This window comes from Bacteroides intestinalis DSM 17393, from assembly GCF_000172175.1.
Taxonomy (GTDB): Bacteria; Bacteroidota; Bacteroidia; order Bacteroidales; family Bacteroidaceae; genus Bacteroides; species Bacteroides intestinalis.
On the sequence record NZ_ABJL02000007.1, the window covers coordinates 210,931 to 227,011 of the forward strand.

16 protein-coding genes are annotated in these 16,081 nt (G+C 42.1%); 6 read left to right on the forward strand and 10 right to left on the reverse strand.

Features of this window, described 5'->3' with window-relative positions; translation table 11 throughout:
• Positions 1 to 15: 15 nt before the first annotated feature.
• The 4 genes from dacB to BACINT_RS04875 all read right to left on the reverse strand — a co-directional run bounded on the left by dacB (position 16) and on the right by BACINT_RS04875 (position 3,874).
• Positions 16 to 1,443: a D-alanyl-D-alanine carboxypeptidase/D-alanyl-D-alanine endopeptidase gene (gene dacB / locus BACINT_RS04860; RefSeq protein WP_007661051.1), complete on the reverse strand. Its 1,428-nt coding sequence runs from the start codon at positions 1,441 to 1,443 to the stop codon at positions 16 to 18.
• Between the two features lie 10 nt (positions 1,444 to 1,453).
• Positions 1,454 to 2,812, reverse strand: coding sequence for a dihydrolipoyl dehydrogenase (gene lpdA / locus BACINT_RS04865; RefSeq protein ID WP_007661053.1), 1,359 nt, complete (start codon positions 2,810 to 2,812; stop codon positions 1,454 to 1,456).
• A 9-nt stretch (positions 2,813 to 2,821) separates the two neighbouring features.
• A complete protein-coding gene (locus BACINT_RS04870) occupies positions 2,822 to 3,241 on the reverse strand; it encodes a hypothetical protein (protein ID WP_007661054.1) in 420 nt (139 codons plus the stop codon).
• 66 nt (positions 3,242 to 3,307) lie between these two features.
• The gene (locus BACINT_RS04875; protein WP_007661055.1) at positions 3,308 to 3,874 is read right to left on the reverse strand and encodes an ORF6N domain-containing protein; all 567 of its coding nucleotides are present in this window, start codon (positions 3,872 to 3,874) and stop codon (positions 3,308 to 3,310) included.
• Positions 3,875 to 4,045: 171 nt separating this feature from the next.
• On the opposite strand from BACINT_RS04875, the gene BACINT_RS04880 reads away from it, so the two are divergent.
• On the forward strand, positions 4,046 to 4,960 hold the full coding sequence (locus BACINT_RS04880; RefSeq protein WP_007661056.1) for a hypothetical protein: 915 nt from the start codon (positions 4,046 to 4,048) through the stop codon (positions 4,958 to 4,960).
• Position 4,961: 1 nt separating this feature from the next.
• Here the strand turns inward: BACINT_RS04880 and BACINT_RS04885 are convergent, their stop codons facing one another.
• Both BACINT_RS04885 and BACINT_RS04890 read right to left on the reverse strand, forming a co-directional pair.
• Positions 4,962 to 5,294, reverse strand: a complete 333-nt coding sequence (locus BACINT_RS04885; protein ID WP_007661057.1) for a DUF4907 domain-containing protein — start codon at positions 5,292 to 5,294, stop codon at positions 4,962 to 4,964.
• Positions 5,295 to 5,308: 14 nt separating this feature from the next.
• On the reverse strand, positions 5,309 to 6,364 hold the full coding sequence (locus BACINT_RS04890) for a Kelch repeat-containing protein (RefSeq protein ID WP_007661058.1): 1,056 nt from the start codon (positions 6,362 to 6,364) through the stop codon (positions 5,309 to 5,311).
• Between the two features lie 196 nt (positions 6,365 to 6,560).
• Between BACINT_RS04890 and BACINT_RS04895 the strand changes: the two genes are divergently transcribed.
• Together BACINT_RS04895 and BACINT_RS04900 are read left to right on the forward strand one after the other, a co-directional pair.
• The gene (locus BACINT_RS04895) at positions 6,561 to 7,877 is read left to right on the forward strand and encodes a DUF4270 family protein (protein ID WP_007661059.1); all 1,317 of its coding nucleotides are present in this window, start codon (positions 6,561 to 6,563) and stop codon (positions 7,875 to 7,877) included.
• On the forward strand, positions 7,874 to 9,085 hold the full coding sequence (locus BACINT_RS04900) for a hypothetical protein (RefSeq protein ID WP_044154785.1): 1,212 nt from the start codon (positions 7,874 to 7,876) through the stop codon (positions 9,083 to 9,085). Before BACINT_RS04895 ends, BACINT_RS04900 begins: the two co-directional genes overlap by 4 nt.
• Before the next feature lie 354 nt (positions 9,086 to 9,439).
• On the opposite strand, the gene BACINT_RS04905 is transcribed toward BACINT_RS04900, so the two are convergent.
• From BACINT_RS04905 to BACINT_RS04915, 3 genes are all read right to left on the reverse strand, one after another.
• Positions 9,440 to 10,213, reverse strand: a complete 774-nt coding sequence (locus tag BACINT_RS04905) for a LytR/AlgR family response regulator transcription factor (RefSeq protein WP_007661061.1) — start codon at positions 10,211 to 10,213, stop codon at positions 9,440 to 9,442.
• A 63-nt stretch (positions 10,214 to 10,276) separates the two neighbouring features.
• Positions 10,277 to 10,687 (reverse strand): PH domain-containing protein, encoded by a 411-nt coding sequence (locus BACINT_RS04910; protein WP_007661062.1) that lies wholly within the window; start codon positions 10,685 to 10,687, stop codon positions 10,277 to 10,279.
• A 50-nt stretch (positions 10,688 to 10,737) separates the two neighbouring features.
• Entirely contained in the window at positions 10,738 to 11,115 is a 378-nt protein-coding gene (locus tag BACINT_RS04915; protein WP_007661063.1) for a hypothetical protein, read from the reverse strand.
• Between the two features lie 203 nt (positions 11,116 to 11,318).
• Here BACINT_RS04915 and BACINT_RS04920 point away from each other — a divergent pair, with 203 nt between their 5' ends.
• Together BACINT_RS04920 and nadB are read left to right on the forward strand one after the other, a co-directional pair.
• Complete coding sequence (locus BACINT_RS04920; RefSeq protein WP_007661064.1) at positions 11,319 to 13,238, forward strand: tetratricopeptide repeat protein; 1,920 nt, start codon at positions 11,319 to 11,321, stop codon at positions 13,236 to 13,238.
• 77 nt (positions 13,239 to 13,315) lie between these two features.
• Positions 13,316 to 14,887: an L-aspartate oxidase gene (nadB, locus tag BACINT_RS04925; RefSeq protein WP_007661065.1), complete on the forward strand. Its 1,572-nt coding sequence runs from the start codon at positions 13,316 to 13,318 to the stop codon at positions 14,885 to 14,887.
• Positions 14,888 to 14,991: 104 nt separating this feature from the next.
• On the opposite strand, the gene rbr is transcribed toward nadB, so the two are convergent.
• Entirely contained in the window at positions 14,992 to 15,570 is a 579-nt protein-coding gene (gene rbr, locus BACINT_RS04930; protein ID WP_007661066.1) for a rubrerythrin, read from the reverse strand.
• A 208-nt stretch (positions 15,571 to 15,778) separates the two neighbouring features.
• Between rbr and BACINT_RS04935 the strand changes: the two genes are divergently transcribed.
• Entirely contained in the window at positions 15,779 to 16,072 is a 294-nt protein-coding gene (locus BACINT_RS04935; RefSeq protein ID WP_007661068.1) for a DUF4884 domain-containing protein, read from the forward strand.
• Positions 16,073 to 16,081: the final 9 nt, after the last annotated feature.

Here is a 16,081-nt window from a genome sequence, read left to right on the forward strand (position 1 = left end):
CATGAATGATCTACTTTATCTTCCTCTAATCACTTCATCACACACGGCATCCTGAAAAGCACGCGCCTTAGCTCCTGAAAGTACATTTTGGTTCATGATGGCAAAAGCAATCTCATGTCCGTTTGTTGTCCGCAGATAACCTGCCAGACAATTAATAGCTGTAAAAGAACCCGTCTTGGCATGTACATTCTTATAAGAAGGAGTTCCGCGTTTCATACGATACTTCAATGTTCCATCTACACCACCGATAGGTAAAGCTTTATATAGTTTCTGAAAAACATCCGTACGCGAATAGGCAAATTTAAGAAAAGCAATCAACAAATTGGGAGAGATATAGTTATAATTGGAAAGTCCACAGCCATCAGCCAGTTTATAATAATCCGGATCTTCTCCCAAAGCTTTTATCTGTTTACGGATAACAGAGAGCCCATCTTCATCGGAAATATGCTTTTTACCAGTGGCCTGCGCGCCCAGACGACAAAGCAAAGCCTCAGCATTCAGGTTATCGCTTTCTTTCATAATCTGGTTGATTACATCCTGAATGGCAGTTTCAAACAAAGCTATTTGAACCGAAAGACTATCCTTCTGCAATTCGTTGAAAGCATAATTTACAGGACATTGAATACCTTTCGCCTGCAGACGTTCGAGGAAAGTATGCATAAAGAAATCCCGTGAAGAATAAATATTCACCATACCGGTACGCTTGCCTTCTACATTCCCTTTTACAACTATGTTGTTACCATTCTGTAGCCAATCCCGGGAAACCCCGAAACGCCCGGCAGCAGGAGTACGGGATTTGGTTTCATTCGTTACGGTATAATAAGAAGAGGCAGGAACACAATCGAGACTTGCCAAATGACCCCGTTCACCGGGAGAAGCCGTAACAGTGACCAGACCTTTATTCAGCATCAATGGCGAGAGATAAGGTTGATAGGAGGCAGGCGTATCATCCCAAGCCCAACCGCTTCCCCAATAAATGGAGTCTTTCATAGAAACATCTCCATATACATGGCCCGATATCACCGAGAATGGGAAACGACTTACCGCATTTACCAATGAATCCAGAGCTTCATCATCAAATTCAGGGTCATATCCACCCACAACATACAAATCACCTTTCAGCGTATCTTGTTCAATCACGCCCTGATACCATACTTCTGTTTTAAAAGGATCATCCGCATCCGGATGGGAAAGGGCGGTAATAGTAGTCAGCAGTTTCATAGTAGAAGCCGGACGAGAGAGCTTATCCGCCTGATAAGTGTATAAAGACTTCCCGTCAGTCAAGTCGTATATGGATATGCCAACGTTGGAGCCGACAGGAAGTTGATATTTAATCAAGGTATCCAGACGGGAAGAGAGACCCTTAGCAGCCGTATTTTGCCCCCATACGGTCACAGGGATAAACAAGAGGGAAAGAACAAGAGACAACAGATATTTTTTCATGTTTATCGGGTTACAACGCTTCTTTAAAAATCTCTGAAACCGTGGGATGCGGGAATACTATTTTCTTCCAGGCTTCGGTAGTCAGTTTCAGTTCGATAGCCATGCCTGCCAGAGTGATAATTTCAGAAGCCGGATTACCCAGTATGTGCGCTCCCACTATGGTCTCGTCATCTGCTATCAGAAGTTTACAAACTCCGTTCACTCCTTCGTTCTCAGCAACAAAACGACCGGAATAAGCCATCGGGAGTTTTACAACGCGATAATTAATACCTTTCATTTGCAGACTTTCTTCCGTCTGCCCTACTCCTGCAATCTCCGGATTGGTATATACTACACCGGGAATAGCCCAATAGCTCATGACATCTTTCTTGCCAAGTATTGTATGCACAGCTACTTCCGCCTCACGAACGGCTGTATGTGCCAGTAAAGAATAACCAGTCAGGTCACCACATATATATACTCCCGGAGCAGAGGCTTGCATCTGTTCGTTTGTACAGATATTCCCTCTTTCCGTTCTTTTTAATTCCAGATTCTCCAACCCGAAACCTTTCGTTACCGGACGACGACCTACACTCATCAATAGTTTCTCAGCAAGCACGCTGCCTGTACCTTCTGCATTCTCAAAATTAACCTGTACTTGTGGCTTCCCGTCTTCGGAAGAAGCCTCAGCAAGAGATACGACCTTCGTACTAAGCATAAACTTGATTCCACGTTTAGCATATTCCGCACGCAGAAGAGCGGAAAGCTCTTTATCCATACCTCCCAGGATTTCATCAAGCATTTCGATAACAGTGACCTGCACGCCCAGACTATTAAAGAAAGAGGCAAACTCTATACCAATTACTCCACCACCAATAATGGCAAGTGAAGCGGGAAGTTCCTTATTATCTAGAGCATCGCGGTGCGTCCAGAAAGGTACAGTATCCACTCCGGGAATAGGAGGGATGAATGTTTCCGAACCGGTACATAGAATCAGATTCTCGCACTCATAAGTCTCACCACTACACTGCACGGTATTCTTATTGATAATGGTAGCTTCTCCCTGCACGATATTCACTCCGTGGGCAGTCAGCTTACCTTTAACACCCAACACCAGTTTACGCACCACTTTCTGTTTACGGGCAATAATCTTCGATAAATCAAATGAGGCTTCGGAAACAGTGACTGCATATTTGGAAGCATGACGCGCAGCATCATACGTTTTTGCCGAATACAATAAAGTCTTGGTAGGGATGCAGCCTTCATTCAGACAGACTCCACCTAAACTTTGCTTTTCAAACAACACTACGCTTAGTCCGGCTTTCCCGGCAGCTTCGGCAGCAGTATATCCCGCAGGACCTCCACCGATAATGGCAACTTGGTATTTCATAGTTTCTATTTATTTATAGGTATATTGCAACTCAAGACCAGGATTCTTTTCTTTAAGTGCGGCTATCAGCCCTTCCGGGTCAGCAGGAGTAATCGGGAAAAAGCCTTTCTTCAATCCATTTTGATACCTGACCACCATCTGGCGAACGCGCCATTGCCATCCTTTGGCAGACGGGTTATAGAGGATACAGTTCACTCCGATCGCCTTCTGAGATACACCGAACACTGTCTTCACCCAAAGGTCTCCATTTTCTTTAATGATATATTTCCTTTGGTAATTACTGATCAGGAAAGGAATAGCCACAATGAATCCACATAAGGCAGACGCTTCTTTCAACAACAGGTATGCAACGCACATAAAAGTAAGAACAAATACTATTACCCATTTTTCAGTAGTAGTCATACCTTTCGATTTGAATATTTTTTCCATGTATACAGGGGTTATTTATAAACTGCCTGCAAGTTAATAAAAACCTCTCTTATCTGCACAAAAGAATTATCCTTTCTTTATCTTTTTCACCGTACGCTTCATCTTTAAAGCATATAAATTCAGTTCTATCGAAGATTCGGTTTCTGTTGTATCTTCCATCTCTTCTACAGACAATAATTCGTGAAGTAACTCGCTACTGCGCTGGGTTAATGTTTTCTGTTTGCCTTCATCTGTTTCTGTTGACAAGATATTTAGATTACGAGAGAGCTCTCTCAAATGGGCAAAAGACTCTATAATAGCAAGAGTTGTAGCCGTAGCACGAGGACTTTTCAAAACGGTAGCAAGCATGTAAAGACCTTTTTCGGTGAAAGCTTTAGGTATTGCACGTACTTTAGGGGATAAATTTGCGGTCGAAAGTTTCGACCGCAAATGTCGTATCTCACTTTCATTCAATTCAATAATGTAGTTCTTAGGAAACTTATCCGGATTATTCCTCACCGCTTCATTCACCCTCTTCGTTTCCACTCCGTACAACATTGCCACATCTCTGTCCAACAAAACTTTCTGTCCTCTCAGTTCTATTAAGCATGCTTCTATTTCTTGTTCTCTGATTATCTGTAATTCGTTTTCCATACTTTATATGCATTTTGTTGATTTAAAGACCTACAAGGTACAACTAATATTCTACAAAAAGCACCGCCCCTTATCTTTTTCTTACTAAAAAAACATACCTTTGCTTGCAGTATTCCTCAATAAAATACGTCTATAAACAAAAGCTATTTAAACTAACGGAACTAAAGGTACATGAAACGAACAAACTTATTCCAACTGCTATTGTTCTCCACTTTCATTCTTTTATGTGGGACAGCTTGTGATAACGGTGAAGATGAACGCCTTTCTCCTATGAAGAAAGTCATCATGGAAGGAAATAATAACAGTGTGGAAATTATCATGAGCCGGACCAACTGGAAGATAGTTTCACTTACTTCCCTTGATGGATGGAACCAGTTGGCAAGCGGACTGGAAGGATTTGGCACGATCTATTTTGACTGGGGAAGCATCACAAGAGATAAAGAAGACGCCCTGACCATACAGGCCAACGAGAACCTGGAAGATGAAGAACGGGGACTAATTATCAACCTGAGTACCAGCAGCGGACTCTATACAGAACAGATCATTGTACAGCAAAATCCCGGAGATAAATATGAAATAAAAAGCATCACCTACTCACTGGAAGAAGGAGACGGAGAATTCTGGATGGATTCACGCCCCTATGGCCTTACCTTCCGAAACTATACGGACAATTCCACCACTACTACCATATTTCCTTATGACCATGCACCTGAAGAATATCAGTTCCACTGCCCCAACGATCTTGCCTTCAAATTATTGAAGTACGAAGAACCTTTAGTGGATGTCCCGGAAATAGTAGACGAAAAAATACAGCTGACAGGTGAGAAAGTGAAATATAGCCTATTTCCACAACAGTATGACAGCAAACTAAAATATACGGAAGTGAAAGTAGAGACTCCCCCTCAGAAACAAACCAAAATTTCGGGACTGATACTCTATAAATTGCACCAAATAACCTATACATTGACACTCACAAATGTACGTACACAAGAAGAGAAAATTGTGAAAGGAGAAATGTCGAGGAAGTTTCCTTACTTTCACACGAAACCCCGTACGGAAGTCAGCGAACTACCTTCGCAAGAATAACTCATTCTCTATTCACTATAATACCCAGCATTGTAATCTCTTCTTTACTAATGCTGGGTGATTGCTTTTCATCCAGCTTACGACAAACCAACTTCGCTACCTTCAAGGCGTCTTCCTTCGTTGCAAAAGCTATTTTCCTCCCTACAGCAGGTATATAAGGCTGACGAATCAGTGTATCTCCCTTATGGAGTACCATATACCCATAGCCACCCTCCGCCTGCATGGCGCGGCAGGTAAATTCCGTCTCATCGGTATTCGTGCAGCCGGAGAAACAAGAAAGGCATACTGCCACCAGGGACAGTACACCAATCTTTACAATAAACACTAGCTTCATAAATCACAAAAACACTAATCAACATCTTCCTGCTCATAGGGCAGGAGTTCATAAACATCATCAAAATAGCTGGTTCCCGAAGCCCCCGTCAATACAAAGCCACGCTTGCCCGTAGAGAAAGATACAGCATAGGCGCGCGACGAACCTCCTGAACTTACATTGTGTACACTCGTAAGTGGAGTATAATCATCATCGGAGTCACCATACCACAAATCCTCACCAGGATCATACACCCAATAATCACTGGTTACGCCACTACGGGTTCCGGTAGCAATATACCCTCTTCCATCTATCACGAAAGATACAGTACCTAAGCGCGCTATAGCATAATCGTCATCATAATCGTCATCGCTATTAGTATTGGCAATGTCACGCAACTGAGCCCAGTTGTCACCATCAAATTTCCACAAATCATCAACCAGCGTGTTATTGTTCTGCCCACAGCAGACATAAGCTACATCATCTATAACGAAAGCCGTACCATACCAACGCTTGTATCCCCCGAATCCATTTACAATTTCCCATTGCTTTCCGGCAGCGGCATTAGGATTAAAGCGATAGAAATCTTTCAGATAATTATCATTGAACCCTGTACCCACATAGCCGTATCCTCCAATCGAAAAAGCCAATGCACCGTAGCGTGCACCACCACCAAAGTCATCCATTTGAGTCCAGGAGTCCGTAGCGGGATTATACTCCCAGGTATCTGCCAGATATGTGGGTTCGGTCTTTTGAATGCCGGTAGTAATGTAACCTCTATCATTCAAGGCAAACGAAGCCACACTATGGCGTCCCGCTGCTGCATCGGGCATATCGGCACATTGTGTCCAATAATCTCCATCCATATTGTACTCCCAAAGGTCTTTCAGATAGGTCTTATTCGACCCACGATAGCCACAACACAGATAACCCTTATTTCCAATGGTGAAACTGCCAGCCTGTCCCCGCGCTACACCGTCCAAGTCCGATCTTCTCATCCATACACCCTGGGTGTATTCATCGTCGTCCGTACAACTGCCAGCCAAGCATCCAACCGCCAGCAGTATCATTCCAAATAATAGTCGATTCATTTTTCTCAGAACTTATTTTGATTTACTATATTTTTGGTAACAAAAGTAGGCTACAGGTACTTCATCAACAAATATAACCGACAAACGGCACTAAATTTCCGGTAAATACCTTTACCGATAAAACCTGCCCGATAGCCGATTTTAATAGGAAGATATAGAAGTTTCATTTTCCTTTGCGACTCTAAAAACCGCAGCAATGAAAAAGTTATTGTATAGTCTGATTATAATGATCGCCGCCATCTGTGCTTGTCAGGATGAAAATTCAGAATTAGGACAAAGTCTGGTGAACAGTTCTTTCTATAATGTATATGTAGATACTTGTACGGTGGACATCAGTACCATTCTTATGGACTCCATAGAGACCAGGGGAGACAGTATTTGTCAGTTAGGACACTATAAGGATGCCTCATGGGGTGAGGTCTCCGCCGCTTACTATGCCGAATACTCTAAAAACAGCTTTACTCCCAACGAGGATTATAGTTACAGCTTCGACTCGTTAGTACTGAGGATGACGCCTTCCGGCAACTTCTGGGGCGATACCTTAACACAGCAACGAATATCTGTTTACCGGCTAAAACAAGCCATCTATCTGGACGATGACGAAGATTTATACAACAGTACTATCCTGCCTACCGAAAGCATGCCTCTATTCAGTTTCACTTTCACGCCAAGCCCCGGACGAAAGAAGGAGTTAGAAATACGTCTGCCCGATGAACTGGGAAAAGAGTTACTGAATGATCTCGTAACAGAAGAAGACTATTTCGACAGCCAGGATAAGTTCAAAGAAAAGTTCCCCGGACTGGCACTCATGGCCGAAAACAGCGGAGAATGCATCACCGGATTCATGGTAAACGATTCATCCATGGCCATCACTCTGCACTATAAAGAGATAGCCAGTCAACGCACAGAAAAAGAACTGATCTTCAGTGTGAACACTGATTATGCCTATACCAGTATCCGTCACGATCGCACCAGTACCCCTCTCGCTACCTTGGAAAGCGGAATAGAGAACCTTATCCACTCCGGCAGTCTGGGCAGGCGGGCATATATGCAAGGATTGACAGGATTCTATAATCAGATAGAATTTCCCCATCTGAATAATTTACAGGATGCAGGAGAAATTGTTTCCATAGAAAGCGCCACACTTTACCTCTATCCGCTGACCGGAAGTTATAACAAGCTAAACCAACTACCGGAAGATATACGCCTTTACATCACAGATGAAAACAATGTATTGGAAGATTATGTATACGGCAGTGATGGTGTTACGGTACAGACCGGAAATCTGACAGTGGACGATATGTTCGGGCGAGATACTTATTATTCCTTTGACGTAACCGAATTCATCCGCAACAACTTCGGTACGTGGGGCATAAAACGACAGAAGCTACTCCTGAGTCTACCAGAGAATGAAATGACAATGACTTTCAATCAAATAATCTTCACCAACGACCCCGACCAGGAGAGACAATGCAGATTAGAGATCAGATTTAAAATATACAACGAAAAATGAAACATTACCACCGGATTCCCCTTATGCTGTGCAGCTTCTGTGCGGTAAGCCTTTCCATCATAGCCCAAAATAACACCAATCTACCCACTTCTATGTATGGAGTGGGTGAACTAAGTACCAGTGACGGCGGACGTTATGCCGGAATGGGCAACATAGGTATTGCCCTGAACAGAACCGGATTCCAAAATACCTTGAACCCGGCAGCCATTACTCGAATGGACAGCACCTGCTTCATATTCGATGTCGGTGCATCGGCTTCATATGCCCGTTATTCCTTTCAGAATGATCACAGTTCCAGTTTTATGGGTAATCCCAACCGCTTCAGCATAGGATGCAGAATCCTGCCACGCTGGTATGCCATGATAGGTGCTGCACCCTATAGCAGCGTGGGCTACATTATTCAGACCGAAGAAGAAGTGGAAGGTATGCCCGGAAGTTATACCTATTCCTTATTTGAAGGATCGGGAGGATTATACCGTTGTTATCTTACTAATGCCTTTGCATTAACCAAACGCCTGTCCGTTGGCATAAATCTGGGTATCATACTGGGAACGGTGACCCAAAGCGAAACGCAAGAAAGTGCCATTGTGGAGTACGAATCTTCTAAGCGTGCTTTTTATGCCGACTTCGGAATACATTATGAATTCAATACCACCGGAAACCAAAAGTGGGCAGCGGGACTTGTATTTGCCCCCTCCCTTCAGGTTAACCACGAAAACAATCTGACCTATAGCAATTCTTCCACCAGTGAAGGTGTCGATAAGAGTTATCATAGCCGGACGCAATATTTGCCTATGCACATCGGTGCCGGAATATCAATGACTACCGAACGTTGGGTAGTGACCACCGATTATAATTACCTGGATTGGAGTCGCAATACCTCATCTTACACTTCCATGAAATACGAAAACCAGCACAAATTGAACATCGGGGGAGCCTATATTACCAATCCACGCCTTCCCCGGTCCACTGAATTGATGGGGGGAATAGGTTTAAGTAATTCGTATATAAATCTGCGAGGTGGAAAAATGCAATACCTGGAAGTGAGTGCAGGAGCAAGTTTTCCTATCCGGTACTCCTATCTTTCATTAGGCGCCACCTGGCGGAAACAAATCAATTCACGCAGCAGTCTGATGCAGGAAAGCCGATTCAGCATGAATCTGAATATTACGTTTGGAGAAAGAATATCACGGTCAAAATTGAGGTAAGGGAATAGTATTCTTCTGACGGGTTATGAACTAAAAGAACAGAATAGCGGTGCATATTGTTTACAAATGATATATAGTCCTAACATAGTCGTATACTGAACCTAATTCAGTCGTATAGTGAATGCCATTCAGTCGTATACTGAATAGGGTTCAGTATACGACTGAATAGGGCATGGTTTAACAATACTGATAATCAGAAAGTTACAAGAGCCTATGCTGCTATCAATAAATTCTAACAAATCCCTGCGATATATAGCGCAGCTACTTTATCGCCCTATCACTTTACCACCTTATCACTCTTTAATTCATTTCTGTAGGATATGAGTCAATTCCGGCAACAAGCATTGAAGCATACTAAAGGACAGAATAATCAGAAATATAATTCTTCAACTTCTTTCGGTAAACCTCTCCGATAGGGATACTTCTTTTATCCAGAGCAATTTTACTGCTCTCTATGGTACGTATGCAATCTTTGCGAATAATAAACGAGCGGTGCACACGTATAAATTCATCAGAAGGTAACCTCTCCTCCATATATTTCATTGTACACAGACTCAGTATAGGCTTTGGTTCATCCTTACTATAAATCTTCACGTAATCGCCCAACCCTTCGATATAAGATATTCTGGATATATCCAAACGGAAAATCCGATTGTCAGACTTTACATAAATCACTTTAGACATTTCGGGCTGAGATGCATCTGCCTGAGACTTTTCGGAAACGACAGTAAGCTGCATCCCTGTTTCACCTTTCAGACTGAACCAGCGCGAAGCCTTATTCACCGCTTCAAAAAAGATAGGAAAATTGATTTCAGATATCAGGTAATCCAATGCATCCAGACGGAAGCACTCAGCGGCATACCGGGGAGTATCTGCAATAAAAATGACACGAGTGAACGGAGAAAGCAATTTACTGAATTCCATTCCGTTGATTCCCTCCATTTCTTCCTGCCCGATTCCTACGAAGTAAAGGTGTACCTTGTTGTCATAATAACCTTTCAATGCCTCAATAGGGTTACTGTACTTCCCACACAAAGAAAGAAAAGGTGTTTTGGCTATGAACATTTCCAGTAGTTCACTCACCTGTTGGTCGGCATGCAAAATAGCACAAGTCAAATTCATCATCATTTCTCTTATTTTTAGAAATTAGACGAACGACTTTCCGGAAGGCTGCAAAAAGAAAATCGAGAATTAATATTTCTTCACTTCACTTAAACGATTAGTAAGAGTTTTTATGAACAGATCTTCCTTCACCGGAAGCAACAAAGCACATTTTCCCTTCGTTCCGTACTTCACCAGCACATAGCGCATCACAGCGAAACGTCCTATTTTCATAGAAGAGGCACGCTCTACAGAAATAATGTCTTTCAGGAGTATTTCCTCCGAACGGGAAAAGCGACCGTAAAAAAGGAGAAGCCTGCCGTCTGTGGTCAGCGTATACGTAGTATGGATGAGGCGCTCGATAGCGATGATGAGCAGGAGCATAAAAAGAATAGCCATAACGGCATGCTGCATCCACATGGCATAAATGACGATGATCGTTGCCAGCACCAAAAACAAATATTGTCCCACAGCAATGCGGGCATGGAAAATACGATTCATTTTATTCTGTTTTTGCTGCTAAGATAGGTATTTTTATGGAACGACGTGAGTTATTCTTCTAATATCTCCCTCAGTTTATCACCTAACTGCTTTTCTCCCTCCAACCTCATTTTCCAACATACCGATTTATGGAACATATATACCTGCTCGGCAGGCAGGCAAAACAGTTTCTCAATTTCTTCTACAGACTGTCCAAGGGCGACCAACATACAAAGCAGTTCCTCATCTTTCGTAACACCGGGAATCAGTTCCTGTACTTTCCCTATAAAGTCCGGATAATGGAAAATAAATATCTCGCGGAAAACAGCACCACGCGCTCCGCAAAGCATATCTTTCGAAGCATAAGGCGAGTCTTCGGAAATCATTTCTATCAAAGCCCGACTGATCTCTTTCATACACAATCGGGATATTTTCTCTACTTTATTCATTGTCGGTTAGTTTTCTATTATTAGTTGCAAATTTGCAGAAACTATAAGATAAAATCATAAACAGCCAATATACAATCCAATATACAAAAATGTATCTTCCTCATTATCAACCATGAATAAAAGTCATAAAATTATAGATATCATTTTCTTTCTTTTCCAAATGGAATTGTATCTTTGCCCAAACAAAGTAAGTTTTTAGAATCATGAATATAAGGAAGCCATTATTCTTGCTCTTACTATTTGTAGGAGCTTGTTCTACTGATTCACATTCTCCAAGCACAGAAGATGTCGGACAGTGGCAACAAACAGTAGAAAAACTCACCACATTACTAAAAAAGGAAAAATTCCGGGAAACTGAAAATATGACTAAAATAAAGTTAGCGGAATTACTGGTAAATGTAAATGATACAGAAAAGAATGACACGCTGATCAAATATGCCCGGCAGATACTTTCTATCTCTTATTACAACTACTTAAAAAGTAAGCAATTTCGTTCCGGCATAGAGTATATGGATAGTCTCAGCCAGATTCCGTTCATACAAGAAAACTGTAAACATGAACTGTTATCCGCCCGGGCAAGTATGCACCAAATGTATGGAGACAATGAACAAGCCATCGAGTTAGCCAATGAATACCTGCAACTACCTGACTATGAGGACACAGACCGCTTTATTCCACAAGCAGAAATAATCAGCGGAGTTTATATCTATTCCGGAAATGATATCCCCCAAGCCATCCGAATATTAGAAAAGGGCATGAAAGCTTACCGGCAGGGAGGAAAGTACCGGAATATGCTTCGCATCATGTCCCGACTCGGTATTTATTATCGCCTCATCGGAGAATATGAAAAAGCTGTCGCCATTAATCAGGAAGCCATCAGCAGTTATACCGACAGCATAGCTCCCCCTAATATCGTAATAGCCTATGGCGAACAAGCCAACCTTTATGCAGAACTGGGCATGTACGACCGTGCCTTGCAACTGAATACGAAAGCCCAACATTACTCGCTTCTGAAAGACAGTTTCGGACTGGGCGATCTCTATCGTTACCGGGCGGCCATATTCGGTCAAACAGGAATTAAAGATTCAATATTCTACTATTTAAACCAGGCTGAGAAAATATCAGCCCTACAAGGTAGCTTCAAAGGAGTATTTGTGAACAAAGTTACTACAGTAGAAGCCTATCTAGACTATACCGATTCTGTACAAAAGGCGTTAACGCTTGCGTTAAGTATCTGTCCGGACAGTTCCCGCATGCCGCAATGGGCCAAATATGAACTGGAACTTCATTTAGGGCGAGCTCTATTACAAACAGGAAAAGCTACGCAAGGAATACCTCTGATAGAGAAAGCCGCACAAGGTTTTATAAGCATGGATATGAGATCCGGAAAACAAAAAGCCAACAATATACTTATGGACTACTACCTAAGTATGAATATGAATGACGCATTTGTCCGTTGCTATAAACGTAGTCAAACTTTTACAGATTCACTGAATTTAGCTGAAAAGATGCGTGCTGTCGCTGCTGCCAATATCCGGTTTGATACCGAACGGAAAGAAAAAGAAAATACTTTGCTCTCAGCACAAGTGAAATTGCAAAAGCAACAGTTATTCTATAATATATGTATTTCAATTACCCTGCTGTTGACACTTATCATTTCTGTTGCCTATTTCATAAATAAACGAAAGTCCAATCGTTTGCTCTTAGGAAAACATAAACAGGAAATAAAGAAATTAATCACCCGCCAGCAAGAACTGAACCGCCGTAACGAGCAGCTAACCGAACAGATAGAACAGGCAATGGCTACCAACAACCTGACTTCTATCCGCCAACTGACCGGGCAGAACCTTCTCAGCAAAGAAGACGAAAATGATTTCAGACAATCGTTTGCTGTAATACACCCACTTTATTTACCCAGATTACGGGAATATTATCCGCAACTCACCCGCAATGAAGAGTTGCTTGCCATGCTCATCTGCATGAACCAAAGTACGGATGAAATAGCTCTGATTATGGGTATTAACCGTAACAGCGTCAATATGATACGTTCACGTATGCGAAAGAACATAGGACTTGCAAAAGAAGAGTCTCTGGATGAAGTTGTTAAACAGTTCTTATCATAATTTTATGAATTAATATACGGGAAAAGTACAATGAAACTACTTATTTCGTAGCTTTGCAGTACTTAAACATACAAAATATGATTAGAGAGTTCGACTTTTTAGTAATTGGTTCCGGTATAGCCGGCATGAGTTTCGCTCTGAAAGTAGCTCATAAAGGTAAAGTAGCGCTCATCTGCAAAACGGAATTGGAAGAAGCTAATACATTCTTCGCACAAGGGGGAATCGCCTCAGTAACCAATACACTGGTAGATAATTTCGATAAGCACATTGAGGACACCATGATTGCAGGTGACTGGATCAGTGATCGTGCCGCCGTAGAAAAAGTGGTACGTGAAGCACCCGGACAAATCAAGGAACTGATAGAGTGGGGAGTAGAATTTGACAAGAATGACAAAGGAGACTTCGACTTACATAAAGAAGGCGGACACTCTGAATTCCGTATCCTGCATCATAAAGACAATACAGGCGCCGAAATACAGAAAAGCCTTATCAAAGCTGTAAAGACGCATCCTAACATTGAGATATTCAACCGCCATTTTGCCGTAGAAATCATCACACAGCATCACATGGGGATTATTGTAACCCGCCATACCCCGGGTATCAAGTGCTACGGAGCCTATGTATTGAATGAAGATACAGGCGAGGTTGATACTTTCCTCTCTAAAGTAACTCTCATGGCTACGGGTGGTGTGGGTGCCGTTTACCGAAATACGACTAACCCATTGGTTGCCACCGGAGACGGGATTGCTATGGTATACCGTGCCAAGGGTTTCGTACAGGATATGGAATTTATTCAATTCCATCCAACTGCCCTTTATCATCCGGGAGACCGCCCCTGTTTCCTGATAACAGAGGCAATGCGCGGGTATGGTGCCGTATTGCGCAACATGGGAGGCGAAGAATTCATGCAGAAATATGACCCACGTCTTTCTCTTGCTCCTCGTGACATTGTAGCACGTGCCATCGACAGTGAAATGAAACAACGTGGTGATGATCATGTTTACCTGGATGTTACCCATAAAGATCCGGAAGAGACCAGGAAGCATTTCCCGAACATCTACGAAAAGTGCCTCAGTTTAGGTATTGATATCACAAAGGATTATATACCTGTGGCTCCTGCCGCACATTATCTGTGTGGTGGTATCAAAGTTAACCTGAACGGAGAGTCTTCTATCAACCGCCTGTACGCTGTAGGAGAATGTTCCTGTACTGGTCTGCATGGAGGCAACCGCTTAGCTTCCAACTCTTTGATTGAAGCAGTTGTCTATGCCGATGCTGCTGCTAAACATGCACTAAGCATGCTCGACCGTTATGAATTCAATCATGAAATACCTGAATGGAATGCAGAAGGTACTGTGACTAACGAAGAAATGGTGCTTATTACTCAAAGCATGAAAGAAGTCAACCAGATTATGGGTGCGTATGTAGGTATTGTACGTAGTGACCTACGCCTGAAACGTGCTTGGGTACGTTTGGATATGATATATGAAGAGACGGAAGATCTTTTCAAGCGCAGCAAGGCATCCAAAGCTATTTGCGAGCTGCGTAATATGGTCAATGTCGGTTACCTGATTACCCGTCAGGCAATAGAACGCAAGGAAAGTCGCGGATTACATTATACGATTGATTATCCGCACGCAAAGAAATAGTATAAGGACCTCCCCTATGAGGGCATACGCTTGTAATGCAAAACGCCCGGATGTTTCTTCAAACGAAACACCCGGGCGTTCTTTATCATAGAAATAAGAATTTCTTAATAGTTTTCTTTCTTCACTTCGAAGTAAGCCTGCGGATGCAAGCAAGCCGGACAAACTTCGGGAGCTTCTTTACCTGTGAAGACGAAACCACAGTTACGGCATTGCCATACTACTTCGCCTTCCTTAGCGAATACTGTAGCATTCTCGATATTATTTACGAAAGCCAGATATCTTTCTTCATGACCTTTTTCGGCAATTGAAATGTTGCGGTACATAGCAGCAATTTCATAGAAACCTTCTTTTTCTGCTACATCAGCAAAGTGAGGATAATCCAGAGACCATTCTTCGTGTTCACCGGCAGCAGCTTCTTTCAGGTTATCCAATGTAGTGCTGATAACACCGGCAGGATAGCTTGCAGTAATTTCTACCATACCACCTTCCAGATACTTGAACATACGCTTAGCGTGTTCCTTTTCCTGGTCAGCTGTTTCAGTAAAAATAGCAGCAATTTGTTCGTAACCTTCCTTCTTTGCTACACTTGCAAAATAAGTGTAACGCATTCTTGCTTGTGATTCTCCTGCAAATGAGGTCAACAGATTCTTTTCTGTCTGAGTTCCCTTAACACTTTTAGCCATAATCTTTTTTCTTATTTAGTTAGTAAATTACGTATCAATTGTCGTTAGTCATTCATATTAACAACACAAAAATAAGTTTTTTGTTTGATATTTACACACTTTTTATTCATTGTATTTATCTATGAAAGCATAGATAAAATCTATTTCCGGAAATATAATTCGGGAAAAACTTTATCTTTGTATTTGGTAAACATAAATACTTCCGACTATGAAAACAATAACTAAATTATTAATTCTCTCATTCATAATGATGGGAATTACAGCTTGTTACACTTCTATTCCGCTAAAGGTAGGTGAATCGGAGAATAATACGACCTATCAGGTCAGTTATCTCTTTGAGCACGATGGGTGCAAAGTATATCGCTTTTATGACAGAGGCAACTATGTCTATTTTACGACACGTGGGGATGTTACCTCCATCAAGAACGATTCGACTCAGGAGCGCAGGGTTACAATCTATAGAGATACGATCTATTCAAGCAATAACGAACTAAAACCTTAATAGTCATCT

Bases quoted from the DNA above. Each gene is read 5' to 3' on its own strand.
- BACINT_RS04905 (WP_007661061.1), bottom strand. From the start codon at position 10,213: ATGATGATGAATTTGACTTGTGCTATTTTGCATGCCGACCAACAGGTG.
- BACINT_RS04875 (WP_007661055.1), bottom strand. From the start codon at position 3,874: ATGGAAAACGAATTACAGATAATCAGAGAACAAGAAATAGAAGCATGC.
- BACINT_RS04935 (WP_007661068.1), top strand. From the start codon at position 15,779: ATGAAAACAATAACTAAATTATTAATTCTCTCATTCATAATGATGGGA.
- BACINT_RS04915 (WP_007661063.1), bottom strand. From the start codon at position 11,115: ATGAATAAAGTAGAGAAAATATCCCGATTGTGTATGAAAGAGATCAGT.
- BACINT_RS04885 (WP_007661057.1), bottom strand. From the start codon at position 5,294: ATGAAGCTAGTGTTTATTGTAAAGATTGGTGTACTGTCCCTGGTGGCA.
- BACINT_RS04920 (WP_007661064.1), top strand. From the start codon at position 11,319: ATGAATATAAGGAAGCCATTATTCTTGCTCTTACTATTTGTAGGAGCT.
- BACINT_RS04880 (WP_007661056.1), top strand. From the start codon at position 4,046: ATGAAACGAACAAACTTATTCCAACTGCTATTGTTCTCCACTTTCATT.
- BACINT_RS04890 (WP_007661058.1), bottom strand. From the start codon at position 6,364: ATGAATCGACTATTATTTGGAATGATACTGCTGGCGGTTGGATGCTTG.
- lpdA (WP_007661053.1), bottom strand. From the start codon at position 2,812: ATGAAATACCAAGTTGCCATTATCGGTGGAGGTCCTGCGGGATATACT.
- nadB (WP_007661065.1), top strand. From the start codon at position 13,316: ATGATTAGAGAGTTCGACTTTTTAGTAATTGGTTCCGGTATAGCCGGC.
- dacB (WP_007661051.1), bottom strand. From the start codon at position 1,443: ATGAAAAAATATCTGTTGTCTCTTGTTCTTTCCCTCTTGTTTATCCCT.
- BACINT_RS04910 (WP_007661062.1), bottom strand. From the start codon at position 10,687: ATGAATCGTATTTTCCATGCCCGCATTGCTGTGGGACAATATTTGTTT.
- rbr (WP_007661066.1), bottom strand. From the start codon at position 15,570: ATGGCTAAAAGTGTTAAGGGAACTCAGACAGAAAAGAATCTGTTGACC.
- BACINT_RS04895 (WP_007661059.1), top strand. From the start codon at position 6,561: ATGAAAAAGTTATTGTATAGTCTGATTATAATGATCGCCGCCATCTGT.
- BACINT_RS04870 (WP_007661054.1), bottom strand. From the start codon at position 3,241: ATGGAAAAAATATTCAAATCGAAAGGTATGACTACTACTGAAAAATGG.
- BACINT_RS04900 (WP_044154785.1), top strand. From the start codon at position 7,874: ATGAAACATTACCACCGGATTCCCCTTATGCTGTGCAGCTTCTGTGCG.